The organism is Burkholderia sp. BCC1977, assembly GCF_905339595.1.
In the GTDB taxonomy this organism is placed as follows: domain Bacteria; phylum Pseudomonadota; class Gammaproteobacteria; order Burkholderiales; family Burkholderiaceae; genus Burkholderia.
Window position 1 is genome coordinate 97,761 of sequence record NZ_CAJPGQ010000005.1, and the last position, 22,224, is coordinate 119,984.

Genomic DNA, 22,224 nt, shown 5'->3' on the forward strand with positions numbered 1-22,224 from the left:
GCGGCGCGTGAGAGTATCGAAAGGAAACGTGACGGAAGAATGAAAGGTCGCGTGTCCGGCACGCCGATGCGGCGGCGTGCGCCGCGCCGTTGCGAGCCGGGCACCCGAAACCGGAGGCCGCCGGCCAGGCGCCCCTGGCCGGGCGCGTCCACGGAAATCCTCACGTCGCGGCGCCGGGCGGTTCGCTACAATGGCCGCTGTCATCCTTTTGCAAACAACCCGCCCTTGGACTTCGAGACTCCTCCCGGCCTGTCGGTCGACGCCGGCGGCCAGGGTCAGACGGTGCGCCTGTACGGCCAATGGACCGCGCTGGCGCTCGCGCGCAACCGCGGCGCGGTCGCGCGCCGCGTCGCGGGCATCGCGTCCGGGCGCGTGAACGAATGGGATCTGTCCGGCATCGAACGGCTCGATCACGTCGGCGGCCAGGCGCTGTGGCGCGTGTGGGGCCGCAAGCTGCCGGCCGGCGTCGAGCTGACCGCCACGCAGCGCACGATCTTCGAGCGGATCGAACGGCTCGACAGCCAGCGCGAGGCGCCCGAGCGCGTCGTGCGGTTCGATCCCGTCACGCGCCTCGGCCGGGCGATCTTCGCGTTCGCCGAACACCTGCAGGGCGGCATCGCGATGTTCGGCCTCGTGATCCTCGACGCGCTGTCGGTGCTGCGCCGCCCGAAGACGATGCCGTGGAAGGAAACCTCGGCGAACATCTACAGCGCCGGCGCGCAGGCGCTGCCGATCACCGCGCTGGTCGCGTTCCTGATCGGGATCGTGCTGAGCTACCTGTCCGCGCAGCAGCTGCAGATGTTCGGCGCGAACCGCTACATCGTGAACATCCTCGGGCTGTCGGTGATCCGCGAGCTCGGGCCCGTGCTGTCGGCGATCCTCGTCGCCGGCCGCTCGGGGTCGGCGATCACCGCGCAGATCGGCGTGATGCGCGTGACCGAGGAACTCGACGCGATGCGCGTGATGGGCATCCCGCACGGGCTGCGGCTGATCCTGCCGCGCGTGCTCGCGCTCGGCGTCGCGATGCCGCTGCTCGTGATGTGGACCAACATCATCGCGCTCACCGGCGGCGCGCTCGCCGCGAAGCTGGTGCTCGGCATCGACGTCAACTATTTCGTGCGCTCGCTGCCGGGCGTCGTGCCGATCGCGAACCTGTACATCGGCATCGGCAAGGGCGTCGTGTTCGGCATGCTGATCGCGCTGGTCGCCTGTCATTTCGGTTTCCGGATCAAGGCGAACTCGCAAAGCCTCGGCGAAGGGACGACGACGTCGGTCGTCTCGTCGATCACGGTCGTGATCCTGGCCGACGCGGTGTTCGCGATCCTGTTCCAGAACGTGGGGCTCGGATGAACGCGTCGAACGAATCGAACGAATCGGCGGCCGGTGCCGCCAGCGCACATGCCGCGGCAATCGGCGCAGGCGCGGTCGGTACGCAGCCGGCCGCCGCCGGGCCTGACGACCTCGTGATCGAGGTGCGCAACCTGATGAAGCGCTACGGGCGCAACATCGTTCACCAGAAGCTCGATTTCGACGTGCGGCGCGGCGAGATCGTGTCGATCGTCGGCGGCTCGGGCTCGGGCAAGACGACGCTGGTGCGGCAGATTCTCGGCCTCGAGCGGCCGACGTCGGGCACGATCAAGGTGTTCGGCGAGGACACGTTGAAGATCGACGACGCGACCGCGCGGATGATGCGCACGCGCTCGGGGATGTTGTTCCAGCAGGGCGCGCTGTTCTCGTCGATGACGGTGTTCGACAACGTCGCGCAGCCGCTGCGCGAGCTCGGCCGCGTGCCGCCCGACCTGCTGCACGACATCGTGATGCTGAAGCTCGAGATGGTCGGGCTGCCGTGCAAGCACGCGTCGAAGATGCCGGCCGCGCTGTCGGGCGGGATGGTGAAGCGGGTCGGCATCGCGCGCGCGATCGCGCTCGAGCCGGAGCTGCTGTTCCTCGACGAGCCGACCGCCGGCCTCGATCCGCAGGCGTCCGACGAATTCGTCGAACTGATCGCGACGCTGCACCGCACGCTCGGGCTGACGGTCGTGATGGTGACGCACGACCTCGACACGATGGTCGCGCTGTCGACGCGCGTCGCGGTGCTGGCCGACCGCAAGGTGCTGGTCGCGGCACCCGTCGAGGAGGCCGCGAACGTCGACCATCCGTTCATCCACGAATATTTCCTGGGGCTGCGCGGGCGCCGCGCACTGCAGGCGCTGCCGCCCGAGCGGCGCGCGAAGCTGCCGAAGGCGGCCCTCGAACCGGCGCTGTCGAGCGTCGAGCTGTAACAGGCAAGGACAAGGAACCCTCCGATGGAAAACAAATCACACGCGTTCTGGGCCGGCCTGTTCACGATCGCGCTGACGCTCGCGATCGCGGGCACCGTGTTCTGGTTCAACGTCGACCGTACCGTGCGCGTGCCGTACGACCTGCTCGCGCGCACCAACGTGACGGGGCTGTTCCCCGATGCGACCGTGCGCTTTCGCGGCCTCGACGTCGGCAAGGTGCAGTCGATCGGCTTCGACCGCGCGCATCCGGGCCAGATCCGGATCCGGATCCTCGTCGACCACGACGCGCCGATCACGCAGTCGACCTACGGCAGCCTCGGCTTCCAGGGCGTGACGGGCATCGCGTTCGTGCAGCTCGAGGATACGGGCCGCGACCTGGCGCCGCTGCCGTCGTCGCCGAAGGCGATCGCGCAGATCCCGATGCGGCCGAGCCTGTTCGACCAGATCCAGGAGCGCGGCGACGTGCTGCTGCGGCAGCTCGAGCTGGCGGCGAAAAGCGCGAACGCGCTGATGTCGCCGGAGATGCGCGAGCAGCTGCGCGCGACGGCCGAAAGCCTGCAGCACGCGGCGGACGGCGCGGCGACGCTGTCGAAGCAGCTCGCGCCGGCGGTGGCCGCGCTGCCGGAGACGATGCACCAGGTCGATCGCGCGATGGCGTCGGCGAACACGCTGCTGCAGCCGAACGGGCCGCTCGTGTCGAACCTGAACAAGGCCGGCTCGGCCGCCGAGCAGGTCGGCGTCGCGCTGAACGACCTGAACGCGCGGGTCCAGTACGACACGCTGCCGCGTTTCAACACGCTGGCCGGCAGCGTCGGCGATGCGTCGCGGCAATTGAAGGACGTCGCCGGTGAACTCGGCCGCAACCCGAGCAGTCTGTTGTTCGGTTCGCCCGGCTCCGCGCCCGGGCCCGGCGAGGCGGGTTTCGTCTGGCCGGGGGCGGGTGCCGCCGCCGGGAAATGAAGCGCATCGCCAGCCCGTCGATCGACCGGCCCGGTGCGCGACCGGGCCATGACGCCATCGAAACCGGAAACATCATGCAGGAACATGCCATGCCACGAATCCTTGATCGCGCGCTGCGTCCGGCGGCGGCCACGCTCGCGATGCTGACGCTCGTGTTCGCCGCCGGCTGCGCCGGCAACGGCGCGGCGCTGTCGAACGTCCGCTACGACCTCGGGCCGGCCACGCCTGAGTCGGCCACGCCGGTCGTGACGGCCGGTACGGGCCCCGCGCTGAAGGTGCTCGACGTCGCCGCGCCCGACGCGCTCGATACGGACAAGTTCGTCTACCGCCTCGCGTATGCGGATGCGCAGCGCATGGCCGTCTATCGCGACAGCCGCTGGACTGCGCCGCCCGCGCAACTGCTCACGCAGCGGCTGCGCGGCGCGCTGTCGGCGCGCGGCGCGGTGCTCGAAGGCTCGGACGGCGTGCGCGCGCCGACGCTGAAGGTCGACCTGAACGCATTCGAGCAGGTGTTCGACGGGCAATCGCAGAGTCACGCCGCGGTCGCAGCGCGCGCGACGCTGATGCAGGACGGCAAGGTGCTCGGCCAGCGCACGTTCGTCGCACGCGCACCGTCCAGCACGCCCGATGCGGCCGGCGGCGCGCGTGCGCTCGCGGCCGCGAGCGACGCGCTCGTGTCGCAGATCGCCGCGTGGGTCGGCGCGCAGGCGTACGCGGGCAACCCGTGACGCACCGCGCGCAGTCGCAATGAGCGCTTCGGGCACGCCGCGCGTGTCGTCGCTGGCGCGGCAGGCGTTCGCCGCGTATGCGGCGCTCATCGTCTATGCATCGCTGTATCCGTTCGACGGCTGGGTGTCGCTCGGCATCGGGCCGTTCGACTACCTGTTCGCGCCGATGCAGCGCTATGTGACCGCGTTCGACGTGGTCACCAACGTGCTCGGCTACCTGCCGTTCGGCGCACTCGGCGTGCTCGCGCTGCACCCGCGCTGGCGCGGCGTCGCCGCGACGCTGATCGTGGGCGGCCTCGGCGTGCTGCTGTCGGGCTCGATGGAGGCGCTGCAGACCTACCTGCCGACGCGCGTCGCGTCGAATCTCGACCTCGCGGCCAACGCGCTCGGCGCGCTGCTCGGCGCGGCGCTCGCGGCACCGGCCACCGGCGCGCTGCTCGACCGCGGCGCGCTGCGCCGGCTGCGCTTCGCGTGGTTCGAGACCGACGGCGCGACGCCGCTGCTGCTCGCCGGGCTGTGGCCGTTCGCGATCCTGTTTCCGTCGCCGTTCCTGTTCGGCATCGGCGACTGGCCGGCCGCGTTGTGGGAACGCGCCGACGGCTCGATGCAGGACGCGCTGCTCGCGTGGCTGCCGGCCGCGTGGCGCGTGAGCGAATGGCCCGAACGCGTCGACGGCTGGCTGTCCGACTCCGCGTGGGAAGCCGCGCTCGGCGGGCTGATGCTGTTCGCCGCGCTGGCGATCGCGTCGCTCGCGATGCGCGCCCGCGCGCCGCGCGTGCGGCTCCTGATCGCGTTCGTCGCCGCGACGCTCGCGCTGAAGTCGGCCGCGACCTTCATGCAGTCGACCACCGGCCTCGTCGTCGTGTGGGCGACGCCCGGCGCGCGGCTCGGCATCGAGCTCGGCTTCGCGGCGGCCCTGCTCGCGTTGCGCGTGCCGGCCGCGTGGCGCGCGCTGCTCGCGGCGCTCGCGCTGCTGGCCGGCGTGGCGCTCGTCAACCTGCTGCCCGTCAACCCGTTCTTCGACTTCACGCTGTCGGGCTGGCGGCAGGGCCGCTACGTGCACTTCAACAGCATCGCGCGCTGGCTCGCGTGGATCTGGCCCTACGCGGCGCTGATCTGGCTCGGCCAGCGGGTCGAGCACGCGTGGCTGCCGGTCGCGCTGCGACGCTGACGCGGCACGCGGGGCAGGGCGGCCGCGCGTCGATCGCGGGCAGCGGCGCGCGCCGCTCGTTATAATCGTTCGCACCTCCGTTGCCGCGCGCAACGGCAATCGCCCCTCTTTCCGCCCGGTCCCGCGCCGGGCCGCTCGTCACCATCATGGATTCCTACTACCAGCACCACGTCTTCTTCTGCCTGAACCAGCGCGAACCGGGCGCCGAGCGTCCGAGCTGCGCGCAATGCGATGCGCAGACCATGCAGGAATACGCGAAAAAGCGCGTGAAGGAACTCGGCCTCGCGGGGCCCGGCAAGGTCCGCATCAACAAGGCCGGCTGCCTCGACCGCTGCGAGGAAGGGCCCGTGATGGTCGTGTATCCGGAAGGCACGTGGTACACGTACGTCGACCAGGCCGACATCGACGAGATCGTCGAATCGCACCTGCGCGACGGCAAGGTCGTCGACCGCCTGAAGATCTGAGCGGGCCGGCCGAATGAACGTTCATACGCAGAAGTCGCTGATCGCCGGCCCGGTCGGGCAGATCGAAATCGCGGTCGACCTGCCGGACGCCGTGCGCGAAGGCAGCGCCGCGCCGCGCGGCATCGCGCTCGTCGCGCACCCGCATCCGCTGTTCGGCGGCACGATGGACAACAAGGTCGCGCAGACGCTCGCGCGCACGCTGGTCCAGCTCGGCTACGTGGTGTTCCGGTCGAACTTCCGCGGCGTCGGCGCGACCGAGGGCGTGCACGACAACGGCATCGGCGAGGCCGACGACCTGCTTGCCGTGCTCGCGCACATGCGCGCGCAGCCCGCATATGCGGACCTGCCGCTCGTGCTCGCGGGCTTCTCGTTCGGCACCTTCGTGCTGTCGCATGTCGCGAAGCGGCTGCGCGACGCGGGTGAGACGATCGAGCGGATGGTGTTCGTCGGCACCGCCGCGAGCCGCTGGCAGGTCGCCGAAGTGCCGGAGAACACGCTCGTGATCCACGGCGAAACCGACGACACGGTGCCGATCGGATCGGTCTACGACTGGGCGCGGCCGCAGGAGCTGCCGGTCGTCGTGATCCCCGGCGCCGAGCATTTCTTCCACCGCAAGCTGCATGTGTTGAAGCGGATCATCGTCGACGCGTGGCGTTGAGCCGCTGAACCCGACGTGCGGCGCGGCTGCCGCACGACTGCGATGTCGCCGCTCGCGCGACATCGCGCCGCATCGTGTCACGGCACGGTCGCACCTGCCCGCTTCCGCGCGGCGCAACCCGACTTGCACAGCGCCTGCGCACGCCTTTCGCGCGGCTTCGAGCGCGATTTTCCGCAGTGAAGCCGCGCTATCCTCTCGAAGCCGGTGTGCGGTCACCCGGGCCACGGTTCGCGAAAACGCCCTGCGCGGCCACGTATAATGGCCGCATTTCGCGTCGCCCGCGGCCCGGCTGGGCCCATGCGGCGCTCGTTTCGCCGCCTGTCCGCCCGCTCGCGACGGCCGCGAACCGAACGCGTCCGCACGAGTCCAACCGGCGCGTTTCGCGCCGTCCGACGCAGTCGGACGAACGCCGGAACGCCCGCCGCCTTGCCGTTCAACCCCTGCGCGTTTCGCACCGCACTTTCTGCCATCAGCCTGAATCGATCATGCGTCTGTCTCCCCAAGGCCTCAAGTCCCTCGCTTCTTCCATCGCCTTCGGCACCGCCGCGCGCAACGTCGCGCTGGGCGTGATGCTGCCCGTCGCGCTCGCGTCGACGATCGTCGTCGCCGAGGCGAAGCCGGCCGCCAAGGCCAAGGCCGCGCATGCCGCGCCGGCCGCCGCCGCCGAGCAGTTCACCGGCGCGCCCGCGACCTTCATGCCGGGCGCGGTGCCGCCGCCGGGCGTGAACGCGCGCTCGTGGGTGCTCGTCGATGCGACGAGCAACACGGTGCTCGCCTCGGGCAACGCCGACGAACGCGTCGAGCCCGCATCGCTGACGAAGCTGATGACGGCCTACCTGGTGTTCGAGGCGCTCGACAAGAAGAAGATCTCGATGGAGCAGATCGTCACGCCGAGCGTTGCGGTGCGCCGTGTCGGCACCGACGAGTCGCGCATGTTCATCGAGGCGAACAAGCCGGTGTCGGTGCACGACCTCGTGTACGGGATGATCATCCAGTCGGGCAACGACGCCGCGATCGCGCTGGCCGAGCTGGTCGGCGGCAGCGAAGGGCAGTTCGTCACGCTGATGAACGACGAGGCGGCGCGCCTCGGCATGAAGGGCACGCACTTCGCCGACGTGAACGGCATGCCCGACCCGAACCACTACACGACGGCTGGCGACCTCGCGAAGCTGTCCGCCCACCTGATCCGCGATTTTCCGCAGTACTACAGCATCTTCTCGGAGAAGGAATTCAAGTACAACAACATCCGCCAGGGCAACCGCAACCGCCTGCTGTGGCTGGATCCGACGGTCGACGGCCTGAAGACGGGCCATACGCAGGCGGCCGGCTTCTGCCTGATCGCGTCGGCCAAGCGCGCGATCCCGGGTGTCGACGGCCAGCGCCGTCTCGTGTCGGTGATGATGGGCGAGCAGAAGGAAGGCGAGCGCACGCAGGACAGCATGAAGATGCTGAACTACGGCTATAGCGCGTTCGACGCCGTGCGCCTGTTCAAGGGCGGCCAGGCGATGTCGACGCCGCGCATCTACAAGGGCAAGGAAAACACCGTGCAGGTCGGCGTGAAGGGCGACCAGTGGGTGACCGTGCCGCGCGGCCTGGGCGACAAGGTCAAGCCGGAAGTCGAGGTCAACGCGCCGCTGATCGCGCCGCTCGCGGAAGGCCAGCAGGTCGGCACCGTGAAGATCGTCGCCGACGGCAAGACGCTGTCGGAGTTCCCGGTCGTCGCGCTGCAGGCGGTGCCGGAAGCGGGTATCTTCGGCCGTATCTGGGACTCGATCCTGCTGATGTTCAGCAAGAAGAAGTAAGCGCGACGGGCCTTTGTTTTTTACGACTTCATCCCCATCTTGTATAGCCATGAGCCAAGCCGAATTCGAACCGATCGTCTACCTCAGCGTGTCGTCGCAGGAGGAGCTGGTACCGCTGTCGCAAGCCCGGGTCCCGGTGCTCGACCGCGGGTTCATCTTCGGCGATGGCGTGTATGAAGTCGTCCCCGTTTATGCGCACGATGGCGCGCACGTGCCGTTCCGGATCGAACAGCATCTGGACCGGCTCGCGCGCAGCCTGAAGAAGATCGGCATCGACAATCCGCATGACGCGGCCGGCTGGCACGCGCTGATCGAGCGCGTGGTCGCCGCGAATGCGGAGGGCCTCGGCGACGGCAACGCGCTCGTCTACCTGCAGGTGACGCGCGGCGTCGCGAAGCGCGGCCACGCGTTCCCGGCGAATACGGTGCCGACGGTGTTCGCGATGACGAGCCCGCTGCGCCTGCCGTCGGAAGCGGAGCGCGCGCAGGGCGTGCGCTGCGTGACGGCCGAGGATCGTCGCTGGCTGCATTGCGACATCAAGTCGATTTCGCTGCTCGGCAACGTGCTGATGGCGCAGCATGCGGCCGAACGCGACGCGTTCGAGACGATCCAGCTGCGCGACGACAACGTGACCGAAGGCTCGTCGTCGAACGTGTGGATCGTGAAGAACGGCGAGTTGATGGCACCGCCGCGCAGCAACAAGATCCTCGAGGGGATCCGCTACGCGCTGGTCGAGCAGCTGGCCGACGAATGCGGCATTCCGTTCGTCGCGCGCGAGATCAGTGAAGTCGAGCTGCGCGCGGCGGACGAGATCCTGATCACGTCGGCCACGAAGGAAATCCTGCCCGTCACGTCGCTCGACGACCTGCCCGTGCAGGGCGGCAAGCCGGGCCCCGTATTCGCGGCGTTGTACGACGCGTACCAGCGTGCGAAGGCACGCGAGTTTGAACAGTTTGACCTAACCCGGAGAAAGTGATGAGCGAACCGACCAAAACCATCGAGGTGACCGGCGCGATCGATACCCGGAAGGAGTCGCTGCTGGAGTTTCCGTGCGATTTCCCGATCAAGATCATGGGCAAGGCGCACCCGGAATTCAAGGACACGATCTTCAAGGTCGTGGCCGTCCACGACAACGAGATCGACGTCGAGAAGATCGAGGAGCGCGCATCGAGCGGCGGTAACTACACCGGCCTCACGATCACCGTGCGCGCGACGAGCCAGCAACAGCTCGACGACATCTACCGCGCACTGACCGGCCATCCGATGGTCAAGGTCGTGCTCTGAGCGCCGCCTTCCATCCTCTTTCCCGCGCGCACTCGGCGGGGGTCTTTCCCGCCGCGCGCCGCGCGTCCAGTTCGTCGCACAGCAACTGATACTCGGCGACTTCCTGAAGCAGCCAGGTCCTGAACGCCTGCACGCGCGGCGTGTTCAGGAGCGGCGGCGGACACACGAAAAAATAGTGCCACGGGCTCTGCCCGTCGATGTCGAACAGGCGCACGAGGCGCCCGTCCAGCAGGTCGTGCACCGCGAGCGAGCGGCGCACCAGCGCGATGCCCTGGCCGTCGATCGCGGCCAGCAGCAGGTTCGACGAATCCTGGTACAGAATCCCCCGTTTCGGCTCGGTGAGCGTATCGAGCCCCGCCGCGTCGAACCACGGCCGCCACAGCTCGTCGTCCGAGCGCAGCAGGTTGTAGTGCACGAGATCGGCGGGCGTCTGCGGCAGCTTGCCGCCGTTCAGCGTCGGCGAGCACGCCGGAAAGAACACTTCTTCGAACAGCGGCTCGACATGCAGCCCCGGATAGCTGCCGGAGCCGAAGCGGATCGCGAGGTCGACGTCGTCGCGCGCGAAATCGGTGAGCGAGTTGGTCGACTGCAGTTCGACGTCGATTTCCGGATGCCGCTCGATGAACGTGCCGATGCGCGGCGTGATGAAGCGCGCGGCGAACGACGACAGCATCGACACCACCAGCCGCCTTCCGCGGTCGCTGGCGCGCACCTCGCGCGTCGCATCGGCGATCACCATCAGCGCGGTGCGGACCTGCTGCGCGTAGCGCATGCCGGCGTCGGTCAGGCACAGCCGCTTGCCGTTGCGCGTGAACAGCTGCACGCCGAGCTCCTCCTCGAGCGCGCGAACCTGGTGGCTGACCGCGCCGTGCGTGACGTACAACTCGTCGGCGGCGCGGGAGAAATTCTCGTGACGGGCGGCGGCTTCGAACGCGCGAATCGCGTTCAGCGCAGGCAGCTGGCGGAGGTCCATTTGCTAATTTTCCTCACATCGACGTGAAAATTGGTCGTTTTGTCGGGTGCCTTGAAGTGACTACGATTGTAGCCATCGAAGCATTTATTGGCGGAGTCGATCATGCAAGAAATTTCTTCAAGCGTCACATTCGAAATCCCCGCGGGCGAGACCGTGCCGATGAAGGTGCAACGCAGCACGCGTCTGACGGTGCAATGCGGGCCGGTGTGGGCGACGCGCAGCAACGACGTCGAAGACTATTTCCTGGTCGACGGCGAGACGCTCCGGCTGCGTCGCGGTGAGCGGCTGTGGCTCAGCGCGGAAGGCGGGGAGGGCGCACACGTCGCGTTCTCGGTGTCGCGGCCGGCCGGGGAAGTCGCGCGCGGCGCGCTCGCGCGGCTGCGCAACCGCTTGAACGCGCTGCTCCACGACGGCTGGCGCACCGTCTGACGGACCTTTCCTCCGACGGATACTCGCGATCCGTCCCCTTCCTGGGCCGGCGAGACGCATGGGTTTTCGGTAAACTACCGCCCATGTCCGTCTCGCCGGTTGCCATCGTGTCCACGCCTGTCGCTGTTTCCGAATCGCCCGCCGGGTCTCCGGTTCAGCCTGCCGTGCCGGTCACCGTGCGCTGGCGGGGCAGCGAGGCCTACGAGACGAGCTTCGACGCGATGCGCGCGTTCACCGACACGCGCACGGCCGACACCGGCGACGAAATCTGGGTCGTCGAGCATCCGCCCGTCTACACGCTCGGCCAGGCCGGCGACCCGGCCCACCTGCTGGTGGCCGACAGCGGCGTGCCGCTCGTGCAGGTCGACCGCGGCGGACAAATCACCTACCACGGCCCCGGCCAGATCGTCGCCTACCTGCTGCTGGACCTGCGCCGGCGCAAGCTGATGGTGCGCACGCTCGTGACGAAGATCGAGCAGGCCGTGATCGAAACCCTCGCGGCGTATAATCTCGCTTCGGTCCGCAAGGCGGGCGCGCCGGGCATCTACGTGGCATCCGGGGTGCACGAAGGCGCGAAGATCGCGGCCCTCGGCCTGAAGATCCGCAACGGCTGCAGCTATCACGGGCTGAGCCTGAACGTGAAGATGGATCTGCGCCCGTTTCTCGCGATCAACCCGTGCGGCTATGCCGGACTGGAAACCGTCGACATGGCGAGCCTCGAGGTTGCCGCCGACTGGAACGACGTCGCCCACACGCTGGTGGGGCGTCTGATTGCCAACCTCGATGGCGAATCCGCGGCCGCCGACAAGCCGCAGGCACTGGAACATTCGAATGACTGACGTTACCGCTTCCCCCGCACCGGCCGACTCGGCCGCGACCGCTGCCTACGATCCCACCGCCAAGCAGAAGGCGCAGGCGAAGACGGCGCGCATCCCGATCAAGGTCATTCCGATCGAGAAGCTGAAGAAGCCGGAGTGGATCCGCGTGAAGGCGGCCACCGGCAGCTCGCGCTTCAACGAGATCAAGACGATCCTGCGCGAGCACAACCTGCACACGGTGTGCGAGGAAGCGAGCTGCCCGAACATCGGCGAATGCTTCGGCAAGGGCACCGCGACGTTCATGATCATGGGCGACAAGTGCACGCGCCGCTGCCCGTTCTGCGACGTCGGCCACGGCCGCCCCGATCCGCTCGACACCGACGAGCCGAAGAACCTCGCGCGCACGATCGCCGCGCTGAAGCTCAAGTACGTGGTGATCACGAGCGTCGACCGCGACGACCTGCGCGACGGTGGCGCCGCCCACTTCGTCGAGTGCATCCGCGAAACACGCGCGCAGTCGCCTGACACGCGCATCGAAATCCTGACGCCGGACTTCCGCGGCCGTCTCGACCGCGCGATCTCGATCCTGAACGCGGCGCCGCCCGACGTGATGAACCACAACCTCGAAACGGTGCCGCGCCTGTACAAGGAAGCGCGCCCGGGTTCGGACTACGCGCACTCGCTGAAGCTGCTGAAGGACTTCAAGGCGCAGCATCCGGATGTCGCGACGAAGTCGGGCCTGATGGTCGGCCTCGGCGAAACCGAAGAGGAAATCCTGCAGGTGATGCGCGACCTGCGCGCGCACGACGTCGACATGCTGACGATCGGCCAGTACCTGCAGCCGTCCGAGCACCACCTGCCGGTGCGTGCGTACGTGCATCCGGACACGTTCAAGATGTACGAGGAAGAGGCGTACAAGATGGGTTTCACGCACGCGGCCGTCGGCGCGATGGTGCGTTCGAGCTATCACGCCGATCTGCAGGCGCATGGGGCCGGGGTGGTCTGAGCGCCTCATCGGCCTCGCTGCAGTAGGCACGCAGTCGAAAAAAGCCCGCAGCGATGCGGGCTTTTTCGTTGGTGCGGCCGTCGCCCGCGCGTTCGCACGACAATCGCCACCAGATCGGACGCGCAATCCATTTCAGCGTGGAAAGCAAAGCTGAAACAGCATCGATAGCTTCGCAGGATAAGTTCGCTCCCGCCGCACCCAAAGCCCGTAAAGTCGGCTCTCCCGCAGCAAGGCCCGCATTCGAAGGAGAGCCGCATGTCCCGTTTCAGCTTCATCCGCCGCGCCGTCGTCGCGCTGACCGCCTTGGCCGCGCTGGGCGCGGCGCACGCCGAATCGCGCGAAGTCGTGATCGCGTACCAGGACATGGTCGTGCCGTGGCGCTACGCACAGGCGAGCGGTGAAGTCGAACAGGCGACCGGCTACAAGGTCAGGTTCCGCAAGCTCGACAGCGGCGCCGACGTGATCCGCGCGCTCGCGTCGGGCTCCGTGCAGCTCGGCGAGGCCGGCTCCAGCCCGATCGCGGCCGGCCTGTCGCAGGGGCTCGACATCTCGCTGTTCTGGGTGCTCGACAACATCAACGACGCCGAGGCGCTCGTCGCGCGCAACGGTTCGGGCGTGACCAGCGTCGCCGCGCTGAAGGGCAGGAAGATCGGCGTGCCGTTCGTGTCGACGTCGCATTTCCATACGCTCGTCGCGCTGCAGGCCGCCGGCGTGAATCCGAACGACGTGAAGATCGTCAACCTGCGTCCGCCCGAGGTCGCGGCCGCCTGGGCGCGCGGCGATATCGACGCGACCTACATCTGGGATCCGGTGCTCGCGAAGGTCAAGCAGTCGGGCACCGTGCTGACGACGTCGGGCCAGGTCGCGAAGGCCAGCGGCAAGGCGACCTTCGACGGCTTCGTCGTGAGCCGCCGGTTCGCGCGCGAGAACCCCGAGTTCGTCGCGCGCTTCGTGAAGGTGCTCGCGGCCGCCGATGCCGATTACCGCGCGCACGCGGCCGCATGGAAGGTCGGCTCGCCGCAGGTCGCGGCGGTCGCGAAGGTGTCGGGCGCGGACGCGCAGGACGTGCCGGCGAGCCTCGCGCTCTACGCGTTCCCGACGCCGGCCGAGCAGGCGTCGCCGACGTGGCTCGGCGGCGGCGCGCAGTCGGGCGCCGCGAAGTCGCTCGCAGCCACCGCCGCGTTCCTGAAAGCGCAGGGCACGATCCAGACGGTGCTTGCCGACTACTCGGTCGGCGTCGATCCGCAGTTCGTGCAGAAGGCCGCGCGCTGAGCGCGCCAACTCGAGCCACTCAGGCCACTCTTCGCGGAGCCCTCGATCATGAGCACGCTGGAAGTTCGTCAGGTATCGGTCGCCTATCCGGGCGAACGCGGTCGGCCGACGACGCAGGCGCTCGCGCGCGTCGACCTGCGCATCGATTCCGGTGAATTCGTCGTCGCGCTCGGCGCGTCGGGGTGCGGGAAGACGACGCTGCTGAACTGCATGGCCGGCTTCGTCGCGCCGACGACCGGCGACGTGCGCGTCGACGGCGTGCCGGTCACGGGCCCCGGCGCCGATCGCGGCGTCGTGTTCCAGAAATATGCGTTGCTGCCGTGGCTCGACGTGCTCGAGAACGTCGCGCTCGGGCTGCGCTTCGCACGCGTGTCGAAGGCCGAACGCGAAGCGCGCGCGAGCGAGATGCTCGCGCTCGTCGGCCTCGAGCGCCATGCGCATGCGCGCGTGTACGAACTGTCGGGCGGGATGCAGCAGCGCGTCGGCATCGCGCGTGCGCTCGCGAGCGATCCGCGCGTGCTGCTGATGGACGAGCCGATGGGCGCGCTCGACGCGATGACGCGCGGCACGATGCAGGCGCTCGTGCTCGACGTGTGGGCGCGCACCGGCAAGACGGTGTTCTTCATCACGCACGACGTCGAGGAGGCGCTGTTCCTCGCGACGCGTCTCGTCGTGATGACGCCGGGCCCCGGCCGCATCGCGGAAACGTTCGAGCTGCCGTTCGCGCGGCGCTACGTCGAATCGCGCGATGCGCGCGCGGTGAAGTCGTCGCCGGAATTCATCGCGTGGCGCGAGCGGCTGATTGCATACCTGCATCGCGACGAGGCGGTCGCGGAGACCGCGTGATGCATGAATTCGCGCGGCAGGGCGCGTCCGTCGGGCGCGGCCGGATCAGTACCTTGCACAGGCAGGACGACATGAGTACGCAGGATTCGTGGGCGGCCGATCGAGCGGCCGCGGAGTTCGGGCAGGATCAACGCGCGGCGCAGCGGCGCCATGCGGCGCGTCCGGCTCGCGCAGCGCACCGCTACCGGTTGCCGGGGCAGGGGAAGACGGCCGCGCTCAGCGCGGCGACGGTCGCGGCGCTGGCCGTGCTGTGGTGGGTCGCGACGCATCGGCAGTGGCTGCCGCCGTTGTTCCTGCCCGCGCCGGAAGCGGTGTGGGCCGCGTTCGTCGACGCGTGGCACGGCCGCATCCAGGGCGGGCTGCCGTTGTCCGAGCATTTGTTGTGGAGCGCCGCGCGCGTGTTCGGCGCGTTCGTGCTCGCCACCGCGATCGGCGTGCCGGCCGGCATCCTGATGGGTGTGAGCCGGATCGCGCGCGGCGTGCTCGATCCGCTGCTGGAGTTCTACCGGCCGCTGCCGCCGCTCGCGTACCTGCCGCTCGTCGTGATCTGGTTCGGCATCGACGAGACGGCGAAGCTGGTCGTGATCTTCCTCGCGTGCTTCGCGCCGATCGCGATGGCCGCCCGTGCGGGCGTGCGCGCGGCGACGGTCGAGCAGATCAACGCCGCGTATTCGCTCGGCGGCAGCTTCGCGCAGATCGTGCGCCACGTGGTGCTGCCGGCCGCGCTGCCGGAAATTCTCACCGGCCTGCGGATCGCGATCGGGTTCGGCTGGACGACGCTCGTCGCGGCCGAGATGGTCGCCGCGACGGCCGGGCTCGGGCAGATGGTGCTCAATGCGTCGAGCTTCCTGCGCACGGACATCGTCGTGATGGGGATCCTGATCATCGGCGCGATCGCCTGGCTGTTCGATCTCGCGATGCGGTGGCTCGAGCGGCGGATCGTGCCGTGGAAGGGGCGCGGATAACGCGAAGCGGGCAGCGCGGGGGCGCCGCTCCTGCCGGTCGCGTCATTCCCCCATCGCCACCCCTTCCCGACGCGGATCCGCCCCGCCGAACCACACCGTCTGCCCCTGCACGTTCAGCCGCTGGATCCCCTGCAGTCCCGAGTTCATCTCGACGACCTGCACGTCGTGTCCGCGCCCCTTCAACCCGTCGACGAGCGCGTCCGACACGCGGCCGCGTTCGAGCTGCGTCGGCCCGTTCATCGACCCGACGTTCGGCAGCGCGATCGCCTGCTGCATCGTCATCCCCCAGTCCAGCACGCCGATCAGCGTCTTCGCGACGTGGTTGATGATCGCGGGACCGCCGGCCGAACCGACGATCATCGTCACCTGCTTCGTCTTCTTGTCGAACACGAGTTCCGGCGACATCGCCGAGCGCGGCCGCTTGCCGGGCTGCACGCGGTTCGCGACGGGGCGGCCGTTCTCGCTCGACACGAACGAGAAATCGGTGAGCTGGTTGTTCAGCATGAAACCGCGCACCATCAGCCGCGAACCGAACGCGTCTTCCACGCTGGTCGTCATCGACAGCGCCTGGCCGTAGCGGTCGACGATCGCGATGTCGGACGTCGACGGCAATTCGGGGCTGCGGTCGTCGGCCAGTGCGAGCGTCGCGCCTTGCGGCATGCCGGCTTGCGCGACGCCCATGCTGGTGTCGCCGATCAGGTGCGCGCGTTGCGCGAGATAGGTCCGGTCGGTGAGGCTCGCCCAGTTGCCGCCCGGCAGCGGCGCGAAATCGGGATCGGCGACGTAGCGCGCGCGATCCGCGAACGCGAGGCGCCCGGCCTCGCTGAACAGGTGCGCGGCGAACGGCGTCGGCTCGTAGCCGACTTCGTTGCGCACCGGCTTCTGCGCGCCGATCTGCTGCCAGTCGGGCATCGCCTCGAGGATGCCGAGCATCTGCGCGATCGCGAGTCCGCCCGACGACGGCGGCGGCATCCCGCACACCACCGAGCGCCGGTAGTCGGTACACAGCGGCGCACGCACCTTCGCCTTGTAGCGCGCGAGATCCTGCAGCGACAGCAGGCCCGGATGGGTCGGGTGCTTGCGCACCTTCGTGACGATGTCGCGCGCGATCGCGCCGGTGTAGAACGCATTCGCGCCGCGGTCGGCCACCTGGCGCAGCACGGTCGCGAGCGCGGGGTTCTTCAGCACCGTGCCGGCCGCCTTCGGCGTGCCGTCCTTGTTGTAGAAGTACGCGCGCGCGGCCGGGTCGTTCATCAGGTACTTGTCGTTCGCGATCAGCATCGCCAGGCGCGGGCTGATCGTGAAGCCGTGCTCGGCGAGCCGGATCGCGGGCTGGAACAGCCGGCGCCACGGCAGCGTGCCGTGCGCACGGTGCGCGGCGTCGAGCATCCGCAGCACGCCCGGCGTGCCGACCGAACGCCCGCCGACGACACCTTCGTAGAAGCTCATCGGCTGGCCGGTCGGGCCGTAGAACAGGCGGTCGGTCGCGGCGGCCGGCGCGGTCTCGCGGCCGTCGTATGCCTGGGTCGCCTTGCCGTCGAAATACAGCATGAACGCGCCGCCGCCGAGCCCCGACGATTGCGGCTCGACGAGCGCGAGCACCATCTGCGTCGCGATCGCCGCGTCGATCGCGGTGCCGCCGGCCTTCAGCATCTCGTAGCCGGCCTGCGTCGCGAGCGGGTTCGCGGCCGCGATCATGAAGTGCTGCGAGGTCCAGCCCGGCTTGTCGGTCCAGCCGGACGACAGTTCGGGCGCATGGACGCCGGGCAGCGGCACCACGGCGCTCGACGCGGCGGCGACCGGGACGACGGCGCCCGACGGCGCGGACGGGGACGTGCAGCCGGCGTTGAACGTGACGAGCGCGACGAGCGCGAGCGCGGCGACAGGCGTCCAGGGACGCGAATGCGGACGAATCCGGTCGAACATTGAACCCTCGGCAACTGTGAAATCGAAGGGGGCGGCGGCGCCGGCGCGGCACGCGCCGTGCGCACGCGGCGCGCTATTGTCGCCGTGCGGCCGGCGGATTGTCATCAGACAGGAAACCCTGACGCATCCCGCCGGGCCCGCCCCGGCCGGCCTTTCCGACCTGTTCGAGGATGAACTCTATGAACGTCGCGGTCGCGCGCGTGTGGTGCCGGTTCGGCATGTACAGCATGTACATGTGCGTGCCGAAGATGCTGAGCCGGTACGCGTCGAGCGACGTGACGACCGTGCCGCGCCGCATGTCGTCCTGCATCACGTAGTCGGGCACGATGCCGACGCCGATCCCGGCGAGGATCGCCTGGCGCAGGAACAGGAAGTTCTCCGAAATCAGCGTGGGCTCGAGCAGCACTTCGTGGCGTTCGTCGCCGAGATACGCGGCGATCCGCAACTGCCGCCCCAGCACCGTCGCGGTGACGACCGGCGCGGCGGCCAGCGCGCCGAGGCTCGCGGGCATCCCGTGCGCGGCCGCGAACACGGGCGACGCGCACGCGATGTAGCGCACCGCGCCCATGTCGCGCGCGACGAGGTTCTGCGGCGGCTCGGACATCACGCGGATCGCGATGTCGACTTCGTCGCGCATCAGGTCCTCCACGCGATTCTCGAACACCACGTCGAGCACGATGCCCGGATGCAGCCGCTTGAACGCGAGCAGCCAGTCGGACATCACCATCTGCCCGTAGCCGCTCGGTACCGACAGCCGCACGCGGCCCTGCAGGTCCTGGCCGAGCGTCGTCACCGATTCCTGCGCGGCGAGCAGCTCGTTGCGGATGCGCCGGCCGTGCTCGTACAGCTTCAGCCCGATCTCGGTCGGCTCGATGCGGCGCGTCGTGCGGCGCACGAGCTGCTGGCCGATCGAGCGTTCGAGCTGGTTCAGCCGGTAGCTGACGTTCGCGCGGCTCATCTTGAGCCGCTGCGCGGCCTTGCTCAGGTTGCCCGCGTCGAGAATCTCGACGAGCAGCGTCAGCGCGTTCAGGTCCATGGGCGGTGTCTCCTGATCCGTCCCGTTTAACAGTCCGGAAGCATTCAGTGTCAAGTCAGACTTGACAGCTTGTAAAGCCGCGCGGGAATTGTCAATGAATCTCGATCAATCGAGAATCGAGTCATGATCGGCAAAACCGCCGGATCGTTTCCCGCCGCGCGGGATGCGGATCGGAAACCGGCACCGCCGACCCGTCCCGCGGCTCCCGCCCGGCGCACCGCACTGGAGACATCATGGATTCAACCGCTTCCTCCGCACCCGCCTCGACCGGCACCGTCACGCGCGAACGGCGCGACAAGGTGCTCGTCGTCACGATCGACCATCCGCCCGTCAACGCGCTGTCCGCCGACGTGCGGCGCGGCCTCGCCGACGCGCTCGTTGCCGCGCAGGCCGACGACGCGATCCGCGCGGTGCTGATCGTCGGCGCCGGCCGCAACTTCATCGCGGGCGCCGATATCCGCGAATTCGGCAAGCCGCCCGTGCCGCCGTCGCTGCCCGACGTGTGCGAGCGGATCGAGTCGAGCGCGAAACCGGTCGTGGTCGCGCTGCACGGCGCGACGCTCGGCGGCGGCCTCGAGGTCGCGCTCGCCGCGCATTACCGGCTCGCGGTGCCCGGCGCGAAGCTCGGGCTGCCCGAGGTCACGCTCGGCCTGCTGCCCGGCGCGGGCGGCACGCAGCGCGCGCCGCGCCTGATCGGCGCGAAGGCCGCGCTCGACCTGATGCTGACGGGGCGTCACGCGAGCGCCGACGAAGCGCTCGCGCTCGGCCTCGTCGATCGAATCGCGCACAGCGACGACACGCTCGCCGAAGGTCTCGCCTATGCGCAGGAACTCGTGTCGCTCGGCGCGCCGGCACGGCGCACCCGCGATGCGCAGGGGCTCGCCGATCGCGCGGCCGCGCAGGCCGCGATCGACGCGGCGCGCGCCGACCTGCCGAAGAAGTCGCGCGGCCTGTTCTCGCCGGCGAAGATCGTCGACGCGGTCGAGGCCGCGCTCACGCAGTCGTTCGACGTGGGGATGAAGCTCGAACGCAGCCTGTTCCTGCAATGCATCGACAGCCCGCAGCGCGCGGGCCTCGTGCACGCGTTCTTCGCGGAACGCGAGGCGGCGAAGGCGCCCGAGGCGCGCCGCGCGAGCGCGCGTCCGGTCGAGCGGATCGGCGTGGTCGGCGGCGGCACGATGGGCGCGGGCATCGCGGTCGCGGCACTCGACGCCGGGCTGCCCGTGACGATGATCGAACGCGACGAAGCGTCGCTCGCACGCGGCCGCGCGCATGTCGAGAAGGTGTACGACGGGCTCGTCGCGAAGGGGCGGATGACGCCGGCCGCGCACGCGGCGCGGCTCGCGCGCTTCAAGGGCAGCACGTCGTACGACGCGCTCGCGCAGGCCGATGTCGTGATCGAGGCGGTGTTCGAGGACATGGCCGTGAAGAAGGCGGTGTTCGCCGAACTCGCGCGCGTGTGCAAGCCCGGCGCGGTGCTCGCGACCAACACGTCGTATCTCGACATCGACGAACTGGCGGCCAGCATCGACCGGCCGGCCGACGTGATCGGCCTGCATTTCTTCTCGCCGGCGAACGTGATGAAGCTGCTCGAGATCGTCGTGCCGGCCCGCGTGAGCGCGGACGTCGTCGCGACCGCGTTCGCGCTTGCGAAGCAGCTGAAGAAGACGCCGGTGCGCGCCGGCGTGTGCGACGGCTTCATCGGCAACCGGATCCTCGCGGTCTACCGCACCGCGGCCGACTACCTGATGGAAGACGGCGCGTCGCCGTACCAGATCGATCGCGCGGTGCGCGAATTCGGCTTCCCGATGGGGCCGTTCCAGGTGGTCGACCTCGCGGGCGGCGACATCGGCTGGGCGACCCGCAAGCGCCGCGCGGCGACGCGCGACCCGCGCGCGCGCTACGTGGAGATTTCCGACCGGCTGTGCGAGCGCGGCTGGTTCGGGCAGAAGACCGCGCGCGGCTACTACCTGTATCCGGACGGGGCGCGCGTCGGCACGCCGGACCCGGAAGTCGAGGCGATCGTCGCCGACGCGCGCGCGAAGAAGGGCATCGCGCCGCGCACGTTCACCGACGACGAGATCCTGCGCCGCTACCTCGCCGCGATGATCAACGAAGGCGCGAATGTCGTGCACGAGAAGATCGCGCTGCGCCCGCTCGACGTGGACGCGGTGTTCCTGTACGGCTACGGCTTCCCGCGCTATCGCGGCGGCCCGATGCACTACGCGGACACGCTCGGCCTCGCGAACGTGCTTGCCGACATCCGCGCGTTCGCGCAGGAGGATCCGCTGTTCTGGAAACCTTCGCCGCTGATCGTCGAGCTGGTCGAGCGCGGCGCGGATTTCGCGAGCCTGAACCGCATCGACTGAACGCCAACCGCATTCGCAACGGACTCACGATGGACCTCAATTTCACGCCCGAAGAGGAAGCGTTCCGCACCGAAGTGCAGCGTTTCCTCGCCGCCGAACTGCCGGCGCGCCTCGCGCGCAAGGTGAAGGGCGGCCTGCACCTGACCCGCGACGACATGCGCGAATGGCACGCGATCCTGAATGCGCGCGGCTGGCTCGCGAGCCACTGGCCGCGCGAATACGGCGGCCCCGGCTGGAGCGTCGCGCAGAAGTTCCTGTTCGACAACGAATGCGCGCTCGCGGGCGCGCCGCGCATCGTCCCGTTCGGCGTCAACATGCTCGGGCCCGTGCTGATCAAGTACGGCAGCGAAGCGCAGCAGCGCCACTGGCTGCCGCGCATCCTGGACGGCACCGACTGGTGGTGCCAGGGCTATTCGGAGCCGGGCGCCGGTTCCGATCTCGCAGCGGTGAAGACGAGCGCGGTACGCCATGGCGATCACTACGTCGTGAACGGCCAGAAGACGTGGACCACGCTCGGCCACTACGCGAACATGATCTTCTGTCTCGTGCGCACCGCGACCGACGTGCGCAAGCAGGAGGGCATCAGCTTCCTGCTGATCGACATGAACACGCCGGGCGTCGAAGTGCGCCCGATCATCACGCTCGACGGCGAGCACGAGGTGAACGAAGTGTTCTTCACCGACGTGCGCGTGCCCGTGGCGAACCTGGTCGGCGAAGAGAACCGCGGCTGGACCTACGCGAAATACCTGCTCACGTACGAGCGCACCAACATCGCCGGAATCGGCTTCTCGACGGCCGCGCTCGACCGGCTGCGCGCGGTCGCCGCGAAAGTGACGAAGAACGGCCGGCCGCTCGCGGACGATCCGTTCTTCGCGGCACGCGTCGCGCGCGTCGAGATCGAGCTCGAGAACATGCGCACGACCAACCTGCGCGTGCTGGCCGCGGTCGCGGGCGGCGGCGTGCCGGGTGCGGAAAGCTCGATGCTGAAGATCCGCGGCACGCAGATCCGCCAGGAGATCACCGCGCTGATGCGTCGCGCGATGGGGCCGTACGCGCAGCCGTTCGTCGAAGACGCGCTCGACGCGGACCACGACGGCGAGCCGATCGGCCCGGACGACGCCGCGAGCGCCGCGCAGCAGTACTTCAACAACCGCAAGCTGTCGATCTTCGGCGGCTCGAACGAGATCCAGAAGAACATCATCGCGAAGATGATGCTCGGGCTGTAACGAGGGACG

21 protein-coding genes are annotated in these 22,224 nt (G+C 69.2%); 18 read left to right on the plus strand and 3 right to left on the minus strand.

What is annotated here, in order from left to right:
- Positions 1 to 225: 225 nt before the first annotated feature.
- From U5771_RS06520 to U5771_RS06565, 10 genes are all read left to right on the plus strand, one after another.
- Positions 226 to 1,350 carry an ABC transporter permease gene (locus U5771_RS06520; RefSeq protein WP_322023223.1) on the plus strand — a complete coding sequence of 375 codons (1,125 nt, stop codon included), beginning with the start codon at positions 226 to 228 and terminating at the stop codon, positions 1,348 to 1,350.
- Entirely contained in the window at positions 1,347 to 2,282 is a 936-nt protein-coding gene (locus U5771_RS06525) for an ABC transporter ATP-binding protein (RefSeq protein ID WP_322023224.1), read from the plus strand. The genes U5771_RS06520 and U5771_RS06525 overlap by 4 nt, the downstream gene beginning before the upstream one ends.
- 24 nt (positions 2,283 to 2,306) lie before the next feature.
- Positions 2,307 to 3,242 carry an MlaD family protein gene (locus U5771_RS06530; RefSeq protein ID WP_322023225.1) on the plus strand — a complete coding sequence of 312 codons (936 nt, stop codon included), beginning with the start codon at positions 2,307 to 2,309 and terminating at the stop codon, positions 3,240 to 3,242.
- A 74-nt stretch (positions 3,243 to 3,316) separates the two neighbouring features.
- Positions 3,317 to 3,970, plus strand: coding sequence for an ABC-type transport auxiliary lipoprotein family protein (locus U5771_RS06535; protein ID WP_415859391.1), 654 nt, complete (start codon positions 3,317 to 3,319; stop codon positions 3,968 to 3,970).
- A 19-nt stretch (positions 3,971 to 3,989) separates the two neighbouring features.
- The gene (locus U5771_RS06540) at positions 3,990 to 5,141 is read left to right on the plus strand and encodes a VanZ family protein (RefSeq protein ID WP_322023227.1); all 1,152 of its coding nucleotides are present in this window, start codon (positions 3,990 to 3,992) and stop codon (positions 5,139 to 5,141) included.
- A 146-nt stretch (positions 5,142 to 5,287) separates the two neighbouring features.
- Positions 5,288 to 5,605: a (2Fe-2S) ferredoxin domain-containing protein gene (locus tag U5771_RS06545; protein ID WP_011694422.1), complete on the plus strand. Its 318-nt coding sequence runs from the start codon at positions 5,288 to 5,290 to the stop codon at positions 5,603 to 5,605.
- Positions 5,606 to 5,618: 13 nt separating this feature from the next.
- Positions 5,619 to 6,263: an alpha/beta hydrolase gene (locus U5771_RS06550; RefSeq protein ID WP_322023228.1), complete on the plus strand. Its 645-nt coding sequence runs from the start codon at positions 5,619 to 5,621 to the stop codon at positions 6,261 to 6,263.
- Positions 6,264 to 6,748: 485 nt separating this feature from the next.
- Positions 6,749 to 8,065: a D-alanyl-D-alanine carboxypeptidase family protein gene (locus U5771_RS06555; RefSeq protein ID WP_322023229.1), complete on the plus strand. Its 1,317-nt coding sequence runs from the start codon at positions 6,749 to 6,751 to the stop codon at positions 8,063 to 8,065.
- Between the two features lie 49 nt (positions 8,066 to 8,114).
- Positions 8,115 to 9,041 (plus strand): D-amino acid aminotransferase, encoded by a 927-nt coding sequence (locus U5771_RS06560; protein WP_322023230.1) that lies wholly within the window; start codon positions 8,115 to 8,117, stop codon positions 9,039 to 9,041.
- Complete coding sequence (locus tag U5771_RS06565) at positions 9,041 to 9,349, plus strand: YbeD family protein (protein ID WP_057928637.1); 309 nt, start codon at positions 9,041 to 9,043, stop codon at positions 9,347 to 9,349. The genes U5771_RS06560 and U5771_RS06565 overlap by 1 nt, the downstream gene beginning before the upstream one ends.
- On the opposite strand, the gene U5771_RS06570 is transcribed toward U5771_RS06565, so the two are convergent.
- A complete protein-coding gene (locus tag U5771_RS06570; protein WP_322023231.1) occupies positions 9,333 to 10,322 on the minus strand; it encodes a transcriptional regulator GcvA in 990 nt (329 codons plus the stop codon). The two genes, U5771_RS06565 and U5771_RS06570, sit on opposite strands and share 17 nt — an antisense overlap.
- Before the next feature lie 102 nt (positions 10,323 to 10,424).
- Here U5771_RS06570 and U5771_RS06575 point away from each other — a divergent pair, with 102 nt between their 5' ends.
- The 6 genes from U5771_RS06575 to U5771_RS06600 all read left to right on the plus strand — a co-directional run bounded on the left by U5771_RS06575 (position 10,425) and on the right by U5771_RS06600 (position 15,658).
- Complete coding sequence (locus U5771_RS06575) at positions 10,425 to 10,751, plus strand: DUF2917 domain-containing protein (RefSeq protein ID WP_322023232.1); 327 nt, start codon at positions 10,425 to 10,427, stop codon at positions 10,749 to 10,751.
- Between the two features lie 83 nt (positions 10,752 to 10,834).
- Positions 10,835 to 11,590 (plus strand): lipoyl(octanoyl) transferase LipB, encoded by a 756-nt coding sequence (gene lipB / locus U5771_RS06580; protein WP_322023233.1) that lies wholly within the window; start codon positions 10,835 to 10,837, stop codon positions 11,588 to 11,590.
- A complete protein-coding gene (gene lipA, locus U5771_RS06585) occupies positions 11,583 to 12,575 on the plus strand; it encodes a lipoyl synthase (protein ID WP_322023234.1) in 993 nt (330 codons plus the stop codon). The genes lipB and lipA overlap by 8 nt, the downstream gene beginning before the upstream one ends.
- Positions 12,576 to 12,830: 255 nt before the next feature.
- Positions 12,831 to 13,847: a taurine ABC transporter substrate-binding protein gene (tauA, locus tag U5771_RS06590; RefSeq protein WP_322023235.1), complete on the plus strand. Its 1,017-nt coding sequence runs from the start codon at positions 12,831 to 12,833 to the stop codon at positions 13,845 to 13,847.
- Positions 13,848 to 13,895: 48 nt separating this feature from the next.
- Positions 13,896 to 14,693 carry a taurine ABC transporter ATP-binding protein gene (locus tag U5771_RS06595; protein ID WP_322023236.1) on the plus strand — a complete coding sequence of 266 codons (798 nt, stop codon included), beginning with the start codon at positions 13,896 to 13,898 and terminating at the stop codon, positions 14,691 to 14,693.
- Positions 14,693 to 15,658 carry an ABC transporter permease subunit gene (locus U5771_RS06600; RefSeq protein ID WP_322023321.1) on the plus strand — a complete coding sequence of 322 codons (966 nt, stop codon included), beginning with the start codon at positions 14,693 to 14,695 and terminating at the stop codon, positions 15,656 to 15,658. The genes U5771_RS06595 and U5771_RS06600 overlap by 1 nt, the downstream gene beginning before the upstream one ends.
- A gap of 42 nt (positions 15,659 to 15,700) precedes the next feature.
- On the opposite strand, the gene ggt is transcribed toward U5771_RS06600, so the two are convergent.
- Positions 15,701 to 17,584, minus strand: a complete 1,884-nt coding sequence (gene ggt, locus U5771_RS06605; protein ID WP_322023237.1) for a gamma-glutamyltransferase — start codon at positions 17,582 to 17,584, stop codon at positions 15,701 to 15,703.
- Positions 17,585 to 17,657: 73 nt separating this feature from the next.
- On the minus strand, positions 17,658 to 18,620 hold the full coding sequence (locus U5771_RS06610) for a LysR family transcriptional regulator (RefSeq protein WP_322023238.1): 963 nt from the start codon (positions 18,618 to 18,620) through the stop codon (positions 17,658 to 17,660).
- Between the two features lie 233 nt (positions 18,621 to 18,853).
- On the opposite strand from U5771_RS06610, the gene U5771_RS06615 reads away from it, so the two are divergent.
- Both U5771_RS06615 and U5771_RS06620 read left to right on the plus strand, forming a co-directional pair.
- The gene (locus U5771_RS06615) at positions 18,854 to 20,989 is read left to right on the plus strand and encodes a 3-hydroxyacyl-CoA dehydrogenase NAD-binding domain-containing protein (RefSeq protein ID WP_322023239.1); all 2,136 of its coding nucleotides are present in this window, start codon (positions 18,854 to 18,856) and stop codon (positions 20,987 to 20,989) included.
- 29 nt (positions 20,990 to 21,018) lie between these two features.
- Complete coding sequence (locus U5771_RS06620; RefSeq protein WP_322023240.1) at positions 21,019 to 22,215, plus strand: acyl-CoA dehydrogenase family protein; 1,197 nt, start codon at positions 21,019 to 21,021, stop codon at positions 22,213 to 22,215.
- Positions 22,216 to 22,224 lie beyond the last annotated feature (9 nt).